Origin of the sequence: Haloarcula rubra (genome assembly GCF_019599465.1) — an archaeon.
Classification (GTDB): Archaea; Halobacteriota; Halobacteria; order Halobacteriales; family Haloarculaceae; genus Haloarcula; species Haloarcula rubra.
On the sequence record NZ_RKLR01000004.1, the window covers coordinates 277328 to 291368 of the forward strand.

Consider the following 14041-nt stretch of genomic DNA (forward strand, 5'->3'; position numbering starts at 1 on the left):
TTGGCGTCGGCGGTCTGTCTGGTGGTTCGTCCCACGCAGTGACGCCGGTCACCGCTCCATGATGCGCTCTACGACCGCGATACCGTTCTCCATCGAGGCCATCGGGTCCGCGGGGTCGTCGTGTTCGAAGACCAGCCACTCGGTCCCGGCGTCGCGGGCGGCCTCGACGACCCCGGGCAGGTCGACGACGCCCTCGCCGAGTTCGGTCGGTTCGCCCGCGGCGGTCACGTCCTTGACGTGCACGACCGGGACGCGGCCCGCGAGGTCCGAGAGGAGCGCCGCGGGGTCGCGGCCCGCCGCCGCCGCCCACCCCACGTCGAGTTCGAACCCGACGGCCGTCTCCGCGGCGAGGCGGTCGAACGCCGTCTCGGTCCCCACGGGGACGAACTCGTGGTCGTGGTTGTGGTAGAGGAGCGGTCTGTCGAACTGGGCGGCGAGGTCGTCCAGCATCGCGGCGGTCTCGGCCACCGTCGCCGCGTCCGCGAAGTGGTCCGGGTCGAGATACGGGACGACGACGTAGGGGACCGCGAGCGTCGTCAACTCCGCGGCGACGCCCGCCGGGTCCGCTCTGAGTTCGTCGGCGTCGACGTGTGCGCCGGCCGCCACCAGTCCCGCGTCGTCCATCGCTCGGGCGGTCTCCGGCGGGTCCTCGATGCCGGCGAACTCGACGCCGTCGTACCCCGCGGCGGCGACCCGGTCGAGCAGCGCCGGCGTCGAGGCGTCGAGGTCCCGGAGCGTCCACAACTGGACTGCTGTGTGCATGCCTCCCTCTGGCGGCGCGACTGTCATATAACCGGCCCCACAATACGGTCCCATGGGATTCGACGAAGACGCGATAGACCCGGCACGGTTCCTCGAAGACGTGGAGATGCGCGTGGGCGAAGTCGTCGACGTTGCGGACTTCCCCGAGGCGCGAAAGGACGTCTACAAACTCGAGGTCGACTTCGGCGACGAGACGCTCCGGTCGGCGGCCGGCCTCACCGACTACTACGACCACGAGGACTTACTGGGCGCGCAGGTCGTCGCCGTGGTCAACCTCGGGACCGTCTCTATCGCCGGGTTCGAGAGCGAGTGTCTGGTCACCGGCGTCGACGGCGGGGACGGCGTGGTCCACCTGACCACCGAACGGGACGTCGAACCGGGGACCCGCGTATACTGAAGAGGAAAACTCTTCATAGCTTCCCTGTGAAGGTTCGATACCCATTAGTATCGGCAGTGTATACCATCCGTCAATATGAGCGTCGCACGAACCGTCGGCTGGACCGTCGTCGCCGTCGTCATGATGGCGCTGGCGGTCCCGTGGTTCCTCTGGGACAGTGCGGGTGTCGCGTTCGGCCTGCCGGTGTGGCTCTGGTGGCACGTCGGGTGGATGGTGCTCGCGAGCGTCGTCTTCGCCGTCTTCGCCCGGACCGACTGGGGCCTCGGCGTCGAGGGGGTGCACTGAGGTGGCCGAAACCGCTCTCCAACTGGGAATCGTCGGCGCGTACATGGTCGTCGCGCTGGCGGTGGGCGTCGTCGCCTACCGACTGACCGACCGGAGCGCCGAGGACTACTACCTCGCGAGTCGGACGCTCGGCACCGTCGTCCTCCTGTTCACGACGTTCGCGACCCTCCTCTCGGCCTTTACCTTCTTCGGCGGGCCGAACCTCGCCTTCGCGGCCGGCCCCGAGTGGATTCTCGTGATGGGGTTGATGGACGGCATCATCTTCGCCGTCCTCTGGTACGTGCTGGGGTACAAGCAGTGGCTGGTCGGCAAGCGCCACGGCTACGTCACGCTGGGGGAGATGCTGGGCGACCGCTTCGGGTCGACACCGCTCCGGGTGCTCGTCGCCGGCGTCAGTCTCGTCTGGTTGTTCCCGTACGTGATGCTCCAGCAGAAGGGGGCGGGACAGGCCATCGTCGGCCTGACCGAGGGCGCGGTGCCGTTCTGGGTCGGCGCGGGCGGCATCACGCTGTTCATGATAGCCTACGTCGCCGTCTCCGGGATGCGCGGCGTCGCGTGGACGGACACCTTACAGGGCCTGTTCATGCTCTCGCTGGTCTGGGTCGCCGTCGCGTGGATTCTGACCGCCGTCGGCGGCGCGGGCGAAGCCACCGCCGCGCTCGCCGAGACGAACCCCGAGTTCCTCGCGCTGGGCGGGGGGCTCTACTCCCCGCAGTGGATGCTCTCGACGGCCATCAGCATCGCCTTCGGCGTGACGATGTTCCCCCAGATAAACCAGCGCTTCTTCGCCGCCGGGTCGAAGAAAGTGCTGAAGCGCACCTTCGCGCTGTGGCCCGTGCTGGTCCTCTTGCTGTTCGTGCCGGCGTTCATGCTGGGCGCGTGGGCCGCCGGCCTCGGCGTGACGGTGCCGGAGGGGAGCAACGTCGTTCCGGCGTTGCTGGCACAGTACACGCCGACGTGGTTCGCGGCGCTGGTCATCGCCGGCGCGATGGCCGCGATGATGTCCTCCAGCGACTCGATGCTCCTCTCGGGGTCCTCGTACCTGACCCGAGACGTCTACCGCCCGCTGAAGCGCGTCTTCGGCGAGGGCGAGGCGGCCGCGGAGGACGCACGCGAGGCGCTCGTGGCCCGCCTCGGCGTCGTCGTCTTCGCGACGCTCTCGTTCGTCGCCAGCCTCTACACGCCGGGGACGCTCGTCCAGATAGGCGACACCGCCTTCAGCGGGTTCGCCCAGTTGACGGTGCCCGTCGCGCTGGCGCTGTACTGGCAGGGCACCACCCGGTACGGGATGTACGCCGGTGTCGGCGGGACGCAGGTGTTCTACGTCCTGCACGTCTTCCCCGTCGTCGAGACGCTCGCCGGACTGGTCGGCGCCTCCGTCGCGCTCCCGACCGCGTACATGGGCTGGACGCCGGGCATCGTCGGCATCCTGCTCGGACTGGTCCTGACGGTCGGCGTCTCGCTGGTCACCTCGACCGCGCCGGAGGAGGACCCGGCGGTCTACCGGGTCGACGGCGTCGACGCCGACTGACGCCCGTCTGCCCCGTCGTCGCTCACCCTTGGCTGTGTAGAGGTGGTGCACAGCCGGACGGCCGTTATCTGTCGATGTGGCCAACGTCTCGTGCATGACGCTGGAACAGTCGCAAGCGCCCGAATTCACACTCCAGAGCACCAGTGGCGAAGACGTCTCCCTCTCGGACCACCTCGGCGACGGCCCGACGGTCGTCCTCGTCAACCGGGGCCACTGGTGCAGTTTCTGCGCCGAACAGCTACAGACGTTCAGCGAAGTCTCCTACGACCTCTGGTTCAACGACGACGTCGACATCCTGCCGGTCGTCACCGACCCCATCGGCCCCGTGACGGAGATGCGGGACCGCTACGACCTCGACATCCAACTGCTCGCCGACCCCGACGGCGAGGTCGCGGAGCAGTACAGCGGCACCGAGGAGACCAGCCACGGCCTCACCGGCATCGCCGCCACCTACGTCGTCGACGAGTCCGGGACGGTCCAGTACGAACAGGTCGCCGACCACCCCGCCGACCGGACTCACGGCAACTGGGTGCGGTACTTCATCCGCAACGGCTACGAGGACCCGTTCGGCGAGTGAGGGCGGAGTCGCCGTGGCCGAGACGTGAACCTACAAGGGCGTCCGGGCCGACGGTCTCATATGGACGTACCTGAGAACGTCGGCGGCCGCGATAGACTCGCTCGTGCAGCCCTCGCAGTGGTCCTCACCATCGCCGCGATTCGCTCCTTCCGGAACGGCAAGCGCGTGCGGGGCCTGTTGGCCGGTGCGGGTGCGCTCGTCTTCGGGTTCAACGCGAGCACGAAGTACTGCGGCGTCAACGACGCCCTCGACGTCGACACGTCGGTCGGCGTCGCCGAGGACGAGTCGGACGACGACACCGCCGTGGTATCGACCGACGACGAGACGACCGAGTCCGCGACGGAGAGCGCGACCGCCGGCGCGTCGCTGACCTGTGCCGCCTGCGGCGAACCAATCGTCGTCGGCGAGTCCCGAAGCCCGAACGAGGACGGCAAGACGGTCCACGACGCCTGCAAGTAACCGTTCGGTCGGCTACCCGTCGCCGACGCGGCGGGACTCTGGGGGTTTTTATAACCGTCCGTGACGGCAGTTGGGGTATGCAGACCCACATCGTCCCGGTCGGCTTCGACTACGACCGGCTCATCGCGCCGCTCGTGCGCGAGCAACTCGACGTGGACCGTGTCATCCTCTTGGAGGGGGCCGTCGGCTCCGAGGCCAACGTCGAATACTCGCGCAACCTCGCCGAGAAGCTGGAGAAAGACTACAGCAATCTGCTGGGGGCCGAGACGGAGCGCGTCGTCGTCGCCGACGTCTACGACTACGACGAAGCGTTCGAGCAGGCGTTCGAACTCATCAACGCGGAACTCGACGCCGGGGGCGAGGTGTGGGTCAACGTCTCCGCGATGCCGCGGACCGTCTCCTTCGCCTTCGCCACCGCCGCCCACTCCATCATGGTCGAACGCGAGGGTGACCGGGACCGCATCCACACCTACTACACCGTCCCCGAGAAGTATCTGGAGACGGAACTCGCAGAGGAACTCCGCCGGCAGGTCGACCTCTTGCAGGCCCTCCGCGAGGGCGAGGACGTCGACGACCGCGTCGACGAGCGACTGGCCTCCGCGCTGGACCTCTTAGACGAGTTCGACGAGCGCGGGACCACCATCGGTGCGAAGGAAATCGACGGCTCGCACATCGTGGAGCTCCCCGTCGCCTCCTTCTCGAACGTCAAGCCGTTCGAGGAGGTCATCCTCTTCACGCTGGGCGAACACGGCGAGTTCGAGTCCGTCTCCGAACTCGCTCAGGAACTGGCCCGCGATTTGGGCGAGGAGTACACCGACTCGTTCCGCTCGAAGGTCATCTACAACGTCGACCGACTCGGTCCCGGCGGCAAGGGGTACATCGAGCAGGAGGAACACGGGAAGTCCTACCGCACCCGACTCTCCCGCATCGGCGAGTTGTGGGTTCGCGCGCACTCCGCCGAGGACCGGGACCACGAATTACCCTAGGAACGCGCGACGACTGTGTCGAGACCGTCCCACCTCGTTTTCGAGAGTCCCCACTCGACTACTGGTCCTGCGTCAGCAAACCGAAGTCGTTTAGCCCCCGGTTGGCCCACATACTGGTAATGGCGCGTCGAGCAGTCTCCGGAGCCGTTCTCGTACCCGTCGTAGTAGGGGCCCCCACGCCCCACTAATCCCCACCGCTCGACGCCCGCACCGTTTTCGACCGACACGCCGCAGTTCAGACATGAGTGACACACAGGACCCACCGACCGAGGAATCGCCAGCCGACCAGTCCGAGAGCATCGACGGGGAGTACGACCCCGCCGAGATAGAGCCCAAGTGGCAGGACCACTGGGTGACCGAGGACACCTACGCCTACGACGGCGACGCCGACACCCGCTTCACCATCGACACGCCGCCGCCGACGGTGTCGGGCAACCTCCACATGGGCCACCTCTACCAGTTCACCCTGCAGGACTTCGTCGCCCGCTACCACCGGATGGCCGACGATACGGTCTACTTCCCCTTCGGCTACGACGACAACGGCATCGCCTCCGAGCGCCTGACCGAGCGCGAACTGGACATCCGCCACCAGGACTTCGAGCGCCGCGAGTTCCAGGAGAAGTGCCGCGAGGTCTGTACGCGCTACGAGGACGAGTTCACCGAGGACGTTCAATCGCTGGCTATCTCCGTCGACTGGGACAACACCTACAAGACCATCGCGCCGGAGGTCCAGCGGGTCTCCCAACTGTCCTTCCTCGACCTCTACGAGCAGGGTCGGGAGTACCGCCAGCGCGCGCCGACCATCTGGTGCCCGGACTGTGAGACCGCCATCTCGCAGGTCGAACAGGAAGACGAGGACAAGCACACGAAGTTCAACGACATCGCTTTCGAACTCGTCGCGGACGGCGACGGCCCCGTCGAGGACGAGACCTTTACGATTTCGACGACGCGCCCCGAACTCCTGCCGGCGTGTGTCTCCGTCTTCGTCCACCCCGACGACGACGCGAACCAGCACCTCGTCGGCGGCACCGCGCGGGTCCCGCTGTTCGGACAGGAGGTCCCCATCATCGCCGACGAACGCGTCGACATGGAGACCGGCTCCGGGCTGGTGATGTGCTGTACGTTCGGCGACCAGAACGACATCGAGTGGTATCAGGCCCACGACCTGGACCTGCGACTGGCCATCGACGAGTCGGCGACGATGACCGAGGTGGCCGGCGACTACGAGGGCATGCACACTACCGAGGCCCGCGAGGCCATCATCGAGGACCTCGACGACGCAGGCTACCTGCTCGAATCGCGGGACCACGACCACACCGTGCAGGTCCACGAGCGCTGTGGCGTCGAAGTCGAGTACCTCGTCACCGAGCAGTGGTACATCAAACTCCTCGACAAGAAAGAGGAGTACCTGCAGGCCGGGCGGGACATGGAGTGGTTCCCGGAGAAGATGTACAGTCGCTACCAGCACTGGATAGAGGGCCTGGAGTGGGACTGGTGTATCTCCCGCCAGCGCGACTCGGGCATCCCGATTCCGGTCTGGTACTGCGACGAGTGCGGGGAGCCGATTCTGGCCGACCCCGAGCAACTGCCGGTCGACCCGCTCTCGGACGACCCGCCGGCCGACGGCTGTCCGGACTGTGGCCACGACACGTTCACACCCGAAGAGGACGTCTTCGACACGTGGGCCACCTCCTCGCTCACGCCGCTCGTGAACGCGGGCTGGGACTGGCACGCCGACGGGTCGGCCGAGACAGCCGACCCGGTGGACCCGGACGACGACGCCGACGCGGACGACCCGCGCTCCATCACCGACGGCACCTTCGAGATGGAGATGCCGGAACTGTACCCGTTCGACCTGCGCCCGCAGGGCCACGACATCATCTCGTTCTGGCTGTTCCACACCGTCGTCAAGTGCTACGAGCACACCGACGAGGTGCCCTTCGAGAACGTCATGGTCAACGGGATGGTCTTAGACGAGAACCGCGAGGCGATGTCGAAGTCGAAGGGCAACGTCATCCCACCCAGCGAGGTGCTAGAGAACTTCCCGGTCGACGCCGCCCGCTACTGGGCCGCCGGCACCTCCATCGGCGACGACTTCCCGTACAAGGAGGGCGACCTCGAAGCAGGCGAGCGCCTGCTCCAGAAACTCTGGAACGCCTCCCGACTGGTCGACCAGTTGACGCCCGTCCACGACGATGTCGGCGACGTCGACGAGGCCGACCTCTCGGCCGTCGACCGCTGGCTACTGGCCGAACTGGACGCCACAATCGAGTCGGTCACCGCGAAGTTCGAGGACTACGCGTTCTCGAAGGCCCGCAACGAACTGCGGTCGTTCTTCTGGAACACGTTCTGTGACGACTACCTCGAAATCGCCAAGCAGCGACTCAGCGACGGCGGCGACGCCTCCACGGAATACACGCTCCTGACGGCCCACCGCACCTTCCTGAAACTGTTCGCGCCGTTCCTCCCGCATATCACGGAGGAACTGTGGACGCGTGTCTACGACGCGGACGAGTCGGTCCACACGACCGACTGGCCCGTCGCGGGCGGCTACGAGGCCGACCTCGAAGCGGGCGAGACGGCGATGGAGGTCGTCTCCGCGCTCCGTCGCTACAAGACCGAGAACGGCCTCCCGCTGAACGCCGACTTAGAGCACGTCGAGGTGTACGGCCACGTCGAGGGCTTCGCGGCGGCCATCGCCGAGGCGATGCACGTCGAGACGCTGGAGACGTTCGAGGACGCCCCGGACATCACCACCGAAGTCAGCGACATCGACCTCGACTACTCCGTCGTCGGGCCGGAGTTCGGCAGCGACGTCGGCGCACTCGACAGCGCCATCGAGGCCGGCGACTACGAGATAGACGGCGACACGCTGGTCGTCGCCGGCGGCGAGTTCGAACTCGACGCGGAGATGTTCGCCGTCGAGGAATCCCGTACGTACTCCGGCGAGGGCGAGATGACCGAGACGGAGAACGCCGTCGTCGTCGTGCGGTAAGCGACGGCCCGCGCTCGGCCGCCCGTCGCCGTGTGCATCGCCGCGACCAGTAGCGTCAATGGCGCCCGGAGAGTACGGTCACGTATGCAAGACGAGGCGACGATACGGGACCGCATCGAGACGCTCCGCGAGGAGTACGACAGTCACGACCCTCCATCCTCCGAACTGGAGGACGAGGCCGAAGTGGCGATACTGCGCGCCATCGAGGAACTGGAGTGGGTGTTGGAGGAGCGCGACGAGGACGACCCCTTCACCATCTGAACGGGCGCCGGCCCGCTCACTCGGTCGCCGACCGGCGCTTCAGTTTCTCGACCCGCGTCGACAGCGCCCAGAACGTCGCGGCGAGGGTCAGGACGACGGCCCACCCGGCCGCGAGGTCGTGGGCCAACACGGTGTGGTCGAACGTGTAGGCACCCACCAGCGGCTCGCCACGGAGCCACGTGTGGTGTGGCCCGCCCAGCACCGGAACGAAGTAGTCTACCACGTCGTTGAAGCCGTACCAGACGACGGCGACGGCGACTGCCGGAACGGAGAAACTCGCGTAGCGGTGGATGAGGAACGCCTCGACTGCCATCGCCATGTGGCTCAGGACGAGGAACCAGTAGAGCCACGCCGCGATGCCACCCGGACCGTTGATGACCAACTGGACGAACGGCGTCCAGAGGCCGAGTTTGATACACCCGAAGAAGGCGAGTACGTGCAACCACTCGGCGTCCCAGTCGAGTCGCCACGCGGCGAAGGAGAGGCCGATGAACATCGTCGCGACGGGTGAGTCGGGGATGAGGGGGTAGGCCAGCACCGGCGCGGCCCCCAGTTGCCCCTCGACGAGCGGCGGCGCGAGGTTCAGCGGCCGGCCGGCGTAGTACCAGAAGCCGAAGAGCGTCCCGACGAGGTTCACGAGGGCGATGGGCCACGCCAGCCGCAGACCGACGTTTTCGAGCCACTCCGGAAGCGGGGCGACGTATCGCGGCAGTCCCTCGGTGCCGGGGACCGGCCCGTCGAAGACCCGCGCGACGATTGCCTCGATGCGCCCACCGACACCCTCCTGTGTGGCCATGTCTCCGCTGTGGGATGGGGCGGGCAAAACGCTAGCGGTCGGGCGAGTCGAGCGCACCCGCGCTCAGACGCGGACCTCGAACCGCGCGCCGCCCGCGTCGCTCTCGGTGACGTCGACGGTCCACCCGTGTCGGTCCGCGACGGTCTCGACGATGGCGAGTCCGAGTCCGGTCCCCCCGACGGCGGTGGTGAACCCCGTCTCGAACACCTCGTCGCACTCCTCCTCCGGGATACCCGGACCGTCGTCGGCGACGAAGAACCCCGCCCCGTCGTCGAGAGGGCCGACGGTCACCGTCACGTCGGCCCCGGCGTGGTCGATAGCGTTGTCGACGAGGTTGTCGACGAGGCGGTTCAGTTCGGTCGGGTCCGCTTCGACGGTCGGGAGGTCGCCGACCGACAGCGTCGCCTCGCCGGTGCTGTGACTGGCCCACGCTTCGGTGACGGCGTCGGACAGGGCTACGGGTTCCGGCGTCGGTTCGACGTCGCCGTGTCTGGCGAAACTCCCGAGTTCGTCGGCCAGCGCGCCGATGCGGTCGTGACTCCGCTCGATAGCGTCCAGTCGGTCGTCGTCGCCACCGACGGCCTCCCGGAGCAACGCGACGTTCGAACTCGCGACCTGCAGCGGCGACCGGATGTCGTGGGCGACTTCGGCGAGGAACTGTTCGAGGCGTTCGGTGTGGCGCTCCAGCGACTGCTCGTAGTGTTTCCGGTCGCTGATATCGAACGTGATGCCGATGAGGCCGACGATGTCGCCGTCCTCGTCGCGCCACGGGACCTTCGAGGTGAGCGCCCACTCGTTGTACCGTTCCTTGTCGGTGACGACGTCTTGCTCGTAGTTGTCGTCCAGATGGTCGAAACTGTACGTCTCGCCGACCTCGTCGATTGTCTGTTCCTCCTTGTGGATGATGGGTTCGCCACGCTCGATGACCGACATGTCGTCGGCGTAGGTGTCCTCGGCGTGGGTCTCGGGGTAGATTTCGGCGTCCGTCTTGCCGATGGCCGCCTCGGGGTCGTCGACGTGTGCGTGACTCATCCGGACGTGGCGGCCCGCCTCGTCCTTGACGTACATGTGGTGCGGTATCTGCTCGAAGATGGTGTCGAGCAGACTGCTCTCGTAGGCGAGTCGCCGCTCGGTCCGAGCGTGGTCGACGGCGTTCTCGATGCGGTTCTCCAGCATCTCGAACGTCTCGCTGTCCCCGCTCTTCTGAACGTAGTCGGTGACGCCCGCCGAGATGGCCTCGCTCGCTACCTCCTCGCTCCCCTTCCCGGTGAACAGGATGAACGGTACGTCGGGGTGTGTCTCCCGGACCTCTCGCAGGAGTTCGAGGCCGTCGACGGGGTCCATGTCGTAGTCAGAGACGACGCACTCGACGTCGCCGTCGGCGAGGCGCTCGGTCACCGCCGTCGGGTCGCTGACGGGGACGATGTCCAGCGTCTCGGACTGGCGAGCGAACATGGCCGTCGCCACTTCTAGAAAGTCTGCGTTGTCGTCGACGTGGAGGACCCGTATCTGTTCACTCTGGTCGATTGGGGGCCACTCCGAATCCATTGGATACGCATTGTCTGCCGGGGGTAAAATACCACTAGCACGTCCGAGGCCGCCGACGTCAGTTCCTGTCCCCGCCAAGGACACGCGTTAAGTAAATCCAGTCCCAACCCACCGTCAATGCCTGAAGCTACCGATCTGGAGGACCTCCGCCGCGGTACCGACCTCGTCAAGCGCGGGTTCGCGAAGATGCAGAAGGGTGGCGTCATCATGGACGTCGTCACGCCCGAACAGGCCCGCATCGCCGAGGACGTCGGCGCCGTCGCGGTGATGAACCTCGAAGCCGTCCCGGCCGACATCCGCAAGCGCGGCGGCGTCGCCCGAATGGCCGACCCCGCGTCGCTGGAGGCGGTCATCGACGAGGTGTCTATCCCGGTGATGGGCAAGGCGCGTATCGGCCACACGAAGGAGGCCGAAATCCTCGAAGCCGCCGGCGCGGACATGCTGGACGAGAGCGAGGTGCTCACGCCGGCCGACGACCGCTACCACATCGACAAGCGCGACTTCACCGCGCCGTTCGTCTGTGGCGCCCGGAACCTGCAGGAGGCCCTGCGCCGCATCGACGAGGGCGCGGCGATGATTCGGACCAAGGGTGAGGCCGGCACCGGCGACGTGAACCAGGCCGTCCACCACCAGCGCAACATCAAGGGCTCGATTCGCAAACTCGAAGGCATGAGCTACGAGGAACGCGAGAAGTGGGCCCGCGAACACGAGGCCCCCGCCGACCTCGTCCACGAGACGGCCGACATGGGTCGCCTCCCGGTCGTCAACTTCGCCGCCGGCGGCATCGCGACGCCCGCCGACGCCGCGCTGATGATGCACCACGGCTGTGACGGCATCTTCGTCGGGTCGGGCATCTTCGGCGCCGAGGACCCGGAAGCGATGGGCACCGCCATCGTCGAGGCCGTCAACAACTGGGACGACCCCGAGCGACTCACCGAGATCAGCAAGAACGTCGGCAAGGGGATGAAAGGCGACGCGAACGCCGACCTGCCCGAAGAGGAGCAACTGCAGGGCCGCGGCGTCTGAACGCGGGACTCGGTCCTCCGGTCCGACCCGTCGCCAGCGGGGCGTCCAGCGTCGCTTTCGGGTCGGAAACGAAGACACAAGTCACTACGGGGGTGATATTGGGGTGTGCAGGCGACGGACACCACGACGGCGACCGCGGACCGGTCCAGCCAGACGTTGCTCGACCTCGTGCAGGCGCTCCAGGAGTCACTCGAAGCGCTGGCGTCGTCGGAGGGCCAACTCGTCGCGACGGCCATCCTGCTCGGCGTCCTCGTCCTGGGTGTCGTGGTCCTTCCCGCACTGCTCGGCCGCCTGCGGAGCCTCGCGGTCGACCAGCTGGACTCCGGGTGGCTGACCCGACTGGCCAGATACACGCCGACGTCGTTCCGCGGCATCCTCCTCCGGACCGCCCAGTTGACGCTGCTGTTGCTCGTCGTCGTCTCCTTCCTCGTCGTCTGGGACCTCGTCGACGTCGTCGGGACGTTGCGCCCGTACGTCGAGAGCGACGACCCGACGCTGTTGCGGACGCTCCAGACGGTGTTGCTGACCGCCCTGGCGTTCGTGCTCTCGGACCAGTTACAGCGGACCATCGACCGCCTGAGTCTGGCACTCGACGACTTCACCGAGCATCAGGAGGAGATTCTGCTCCGTCTCGGGCAGGTGACGATATTCGTCACCGCCGGGGCGACCATCCTCGCCATCTGGGGCATCAACATCGGCGGCCTCCTCGTCGGGGCCGGGTTCCTCGGCATCGTCGTCGGGTTCGCGGCCCGACAGACGCTGGGGTCGCTCATCGCCGGGTTCGTCCTCATGTTCTCCCGGCCGTTCACTATCGGCGACTGGGTCGTCGTCGGCGACCAAGAGGGCATCGTCACGAACATCACCATCTTCAACACCCGGCTGGAGAACTTCGACGGGGAGTTCGTCATCATCCCCAACGACCAGGTCAGCAACGAGGCCATCACCAACCGGAGCCAGAAGGGACTGCTCCGGTTGACCCTCGACGTGGGTATCGACTACGACGCAGACGTCGAGGCGGCGATGGACACCGCGGAGGCCGCGATGGCCCGTGTCGGCGACATCGTCGACTCGCCGCCACCGCAGGTCATCCCGAAGTCGTTCGGCGACTCGGCCATCGTCCTCGAACTCCGGTTCTGGATAGACCACCCGACGCCGCCCCGCAAGTGGCGCGCCATCTCGGCGGTGGTCCAGGAGATAAAGACGGCCTTCGACGAAGAGGACATCTCCATCCCGTTCCCACAGCGGACGCTCAAGACCAGAGGCGAGGGACAGTTCGAGGAAACCGTCCGGTCGGTCGGTCCGGAGGCGGAGGACTAGTCGAACACCCCGTCGAGCAGGAGCCCGGCCCCGAGCAGCCAGCACCCGGCGAGCAGACCGAGTGCGCTCACGTGGAACAGCCACGCACGCCCGTATCCACCGACCAGCGGCGCGTTCGCCGCCGCGAGGACCGCGTCGACGCCGGCCGCCAGCGTCGGCGCGTCGACGACCAGTCCGGTGCCCGTTCCCACGACCAGCGGCAGCGTCGCCGCGGCGAGAACGAGGCCGGCCCGCGTCGCCCGCCGACCGACGACTGCCGGGTCGGTGGCGGTGGCCGCGCCGAACGTCGAACGCCGCTGTGACATGAATTGACATATCATACGAGAGCGTATAAATCCCCCAGAACGACGGGTGTGAACGCTCGCCGCCCCCTTCGAGTGGTATCCGCCTTTCTTCGGGCGGTCTGATAGCTACACGGCGGTAAGCGTCGCCTGTCGAAGCTATTATCCCCGGGCGCACGAACGGAGTGGTATGAGCACTCCGCCGGGGGAGTATTACACCGAGGAACGCTGGCAGAACTGGCTCGACCGCATCGAGGAGGAGGGTGTCGACCCCGAAGACGAGGATTCGGCACGCCTCCTGTTGAACCTGCAGGACGACGCCGCCATCGCCATCGCGAAGATACTCACCGACTACGAGGACGGCACGCTGGACGAAGAGACGACGCTCGACGAGCTGGCCGGGGTAAGAGAGATAGTTCTCGACGACATCGAGATGGACGACGAGGAGACGCTGATGCTCATCGACGGCGTCCAGACCTCGCTGGTCTGTGTCTTCTACGCCGCCGAAGAGTACGTCGCCGAGGGACCGGCCGACGAGGCGACGGTCGCCGACTACGTCGGGGCCGCGGCCGACGCCGAGGCCGAGGAGGACTTGGACGCGGCGCTGGGGTACTGCGTGCAGGCCGGGACGCGCATCATCGACGGCGACGAACTGGCGATGGACGTCGCCGAGGACCTGGAGTACGGCCTCGTCTCCGAGTGGGTCAACGGCCTCGACAGTCTCCAGACCGCGATGAGCGACCCCGAAGTCGTCGAAGAGGAAGACGAAGACTGAACCGCAGCCGTCACGCCGCAGTCCCGCACTCGGCTGCTGAGCCGG

15 protein-coding genes are annotated in these 14041 nt (G+C 67.0%); 11 read left to right on the plus strand and 4 right to left on the minus strand.

Translation table 11 applies throughout. The features are described 5' to 3' along the window. Positions 1 to 48 precede the first annotated feature (48 nt). A complete protein-coding gene (locus EGH21_RS13225; protein ID WP_220618954.1) occupies positions 49 to 762 on the minus strand; it encodes a sugar phosphate isomerase/epimerase family protein in 714 nt (237 codons plus the stop codon). A gap of 52 nt (positions 763 to 814) precedes the next feature. Here EGH21_RS13225 and EGH21_RS13230 point away from each other — a divergent pair, with 52 nt between their 5' ends. The 8 genes from EGH21_RS13230 to EGH21_RS13265 all read left to right on the plus strand — a co-directional run bounded on the left by EGH21_RS13230 (position 815) and on the right by EGH21_RS13265 (position 8253). Then, positions 815 to 1159 (plus strand): tRNA-binding protein, encoded by a 345-nt coding sequence (locus EGH21_RS13230; protein WP_220618955.1) that lies wholly within the window; start codon positions 815 to 817, stop codon positions 1157 to 1159. Positions 1160 to 1234: 75 nt separating this feature from the next. After that, positions 1235 to 1444, plus strand: coding sequence for a DUF3311 domain-containing protein (locus tag EGH21_RS13235; protein WP_220618956.1), 210 nt, complete (start codon positions 1235 to 1237; stop codon positions 1442 to 1444). A gap of 1 nt (position 1445) precedes the next feature. Beyond that, positions 1446 to 2975 carry a sodium:solute symporter family protein gene (locus EGH21_RS13240; RefSeq protein WP_220618957.1) on the plus strand — a complete coding sequence of 510 codons (1530 nt, stop codon included), beginning with the start codon at positions 1446 to 1448 and terminating at the stop codon, positions 2973 to 2975. Positions 2976 to 3069: 94 nt separating this feature from the next. After that, positions 3070 to 3552, plus strand: coding sequence for a peroxiredoxin family protein (locus EGH21_RS13245; RefSeq protein ID WP_220618958.1), 483 nt, complete (start codon positions 3070 to 3072; stop codon positions 3550 to 3552). Between the two features lie 60 nt (positions 3553 to 3612). Continuing rightward, positions 3613 to 4011 (plus strand): YgaP family membrane protein, encoded by a 399-nt coding sequence (locus EGH21_RS13250; protein WP_220618959.1) that lies wholly within the window; start codon positions 3613 to 3615, stop codon positions 4009 to 4011. A gap of 77 nt (positions 4012 to 4088) precedes the next feature. Further along, on the plus strand, positions 4089 to 4997 hold the full coding sequence (locus EGH21_RS13255; RefSeq protein ID WP_220618960.1) for an HFX_2341 family transcriptional regulator: 909 nt from the start codon (positions 4089 to 4091) through the stop codon (positions 4995 to 4997). A gap of 241 nt (positions 4998 to 5238) precedes the next feature. Continuing rightward, the gene (locus tag EGH21_RS13260; protein ID WP_220618961.1) at positions 5239 to 7992 is read left to right on the plus strand and encodes a valine--tRNA ligase; all 2754 of its coding nucleotides are present in this window, start codon (positions 5239 to 5241) and stop codon (positions 7990 to 7992) included. 84 nt (positions 7993 to 8076) lie between these two features. Continuing rightward, entirely contained in the window at positions 8077 to 8253 is a 177-nt protein-coding gene (locus EGH21_RS13265; RefSeq protein ID WP_220618962.1) for a hypothetical protein, read from the plus strand. A gap of 16 nt (positions 8254 to 8269) precedes the next feature. Here EGH21_RS13265 and EGH21_RS13270 read toward each other — a convergent pair whose 3' ends face one another. After that, positions 8270 to 9049: a DUF1405 domain-containing protein gene (locus EGH21_RS13270; protein WP_220618963.1), complete on the minus strand. Its 780-nt coding sequence runs from the start codon at positions 9047 to 9049 to the stop codon at positions 8270 to 8272. 63 nt (positions 9050 to 9112) lie between these two features. Beyond that, positions 9113 to 10597 (minus strand): ATP-binding response regulator, encoded by a 1485-nt coding sequence (locus EGH21_RS13275; protein ID WP_220618964.1) that lies wholly within the window; start codon positions 10595 to 10597, stop codon positions 9113 to 9115. A 117-nt stretch (positions 10598 to 10714) separates the two neighbouring features. Here EGH21_RS13275 and pdxS point away from each other — a divergent pair, with 117 nt between their 5' ends. Together pdxS and EGH21_RS13285 are read left to right on the plus strand one after the other, a co-directional pair. Then, positions 10715 to 11623, plus strand: a complete 909-nt coding sequence (gene pdxS / locus EGH21_RS13280; RefSeq protein WP_220618965.1) for a pyridoxal 5'-phosphate synthase lyase subunit PdxS — start codon at positions 10715 to 10717, stop codon at positions 11621 to 11623. Positions 11624 to 11728: 105 nt separating this feature from the next. After that, the gene (locus tag EGH21_RS13285) at positions 11729 to 12940 is read left to right on the plus strand and encodes a mechanosensitive ion channel family protein (protein WP_220618966.1); all 1212 of its coding nucleotides are present in this window, start codon (positions 11729 to 11731) and stop codon (positions 12938 to 12940) included. On the opposite strand, the gene EGH21_RS13290 is transcribed toward EGH21_RS13285, so the two are convergent. After that, entirely contained in the window at positions 12937 to 13245 is a 309-nt protein-coding gene (locus tag EGH21_RS13290; protein ID WP_236035531.1) for a hypothetical protein, read from the minus strand. The genes EGH21_RS13285 and EGH21_RS13290 overlap by 4 nt on opposite strands. Positions 13246 to 13411: 166 nt before the next feature. On the opposite strand from EGH21_RS13290, the gene EGH21_RS13295 reads away from it, so the two are divergent. Continuing rightward, positions 13412 to 13996, plus strand: coding sequence for a DUF2150 family protein (locus EGH21_RS13295; protein WP_220618968.1), 585 nt, complete (start codon positions 13412 to 13414; stop codon positions 13994 to 13996). Positions 13997 to 14041 lie beyond the last annotated feature (45 nt).

Excerpts from the sequence above, each read along its gene's own strand:
- EGH21_RS13225 (WP_220618954.1), bottom strand. The coding sequence starts at position 762 with ATGCACACAGCAGTCCAGTTGTGGACGCTCCGGGACCTCGACGCCTCG.
- EGH21_RS13230 (WP_220618955.1), top strand. The coding sequence starts at position 815 with ATGGGATTCGACGAAGACGCGATAGACCCGGCACGGTTCCTCGAAGAC.
- EGH21_RS13235 (WP_220618956.1), top strand. The coding sequence starts at position 1,235 with ATGAGCGTCGCACGAACCGTCGGCTGGACCGTCGTCGCCGTCGTCATG.
- EGH21_RS13245 (WP_220618958.1), top strand. The coding sequence starts at position 3,070 with ATGACGCTGGAACAGTCGCAAGCGCCCGAATTCACACTCCAGAGCACC.
- EGH21_RS13250 (WP_220618959.1), top strand. The coding sequence starts at position 3,613 with ATGGACGTACCTGAGAACGTCGGCGGCCGCGATAGACTCGCTCGTGCA.
- EGH21_RS13255 (WP_220618960.1), top strand. The coding sequence starts at position 4,089 with ATGCAGACCCACATCGTCCCGGTCGGCTTCGACTACGACCGGCTCATC.
- EGH21_RS13260 (WP_220618961.1), top strand. The coding sequence starts at position 5,239 with ATGAGTGACACACAGGACCCACCGACCGAGGAATCGCCAGCCGACCAG.
- EGH21_RS13265 (WP_220618962.1), top strand. The coding sequence starts at position 8,077 with ATGCAAGACGAGGCGACGATACGGGACCGCATCGAGACGCTCCGCGAG.
- EGH21_RS13270 (WP_220618963.1), bottom strand. The coding sequence starts at position 9,049 with ATGGCCACACAGGAGGGTGTCGGTGGGCGCATCGAGGCAATCGTCGCG.
- EGH21_RS13275 (WP_220618964.1), bottom strand. The coding sequence starts at position 10,597 with ATGGATTCGGAGTGGCCCCCAATCGACCAGAGTGAACAGATACGGGTC.
- pdxS (WP_220618965.1), top strand. The coding sequence starts at position 10,715 with ATGCCTGAAGCTACCGATCTGGAGGACCTCCGCCGCGGTACCGACCTC.
- EGH21_RS13290 (WP_236035531.1), bottom strand. The coding sequence starts at position 13,245 with ATGTCACAGCGGCGTTCGACGTTCGGCGCGGCCACCGCCACCGACCCG.
- EGH21_RS13295 (WP_220618968.1), top strand. The coding sequence starts at position 13,412 with ATGAGCACTCCGCCGGGGGAGTATTACACCGAGGAACGCTGGCAGAAC.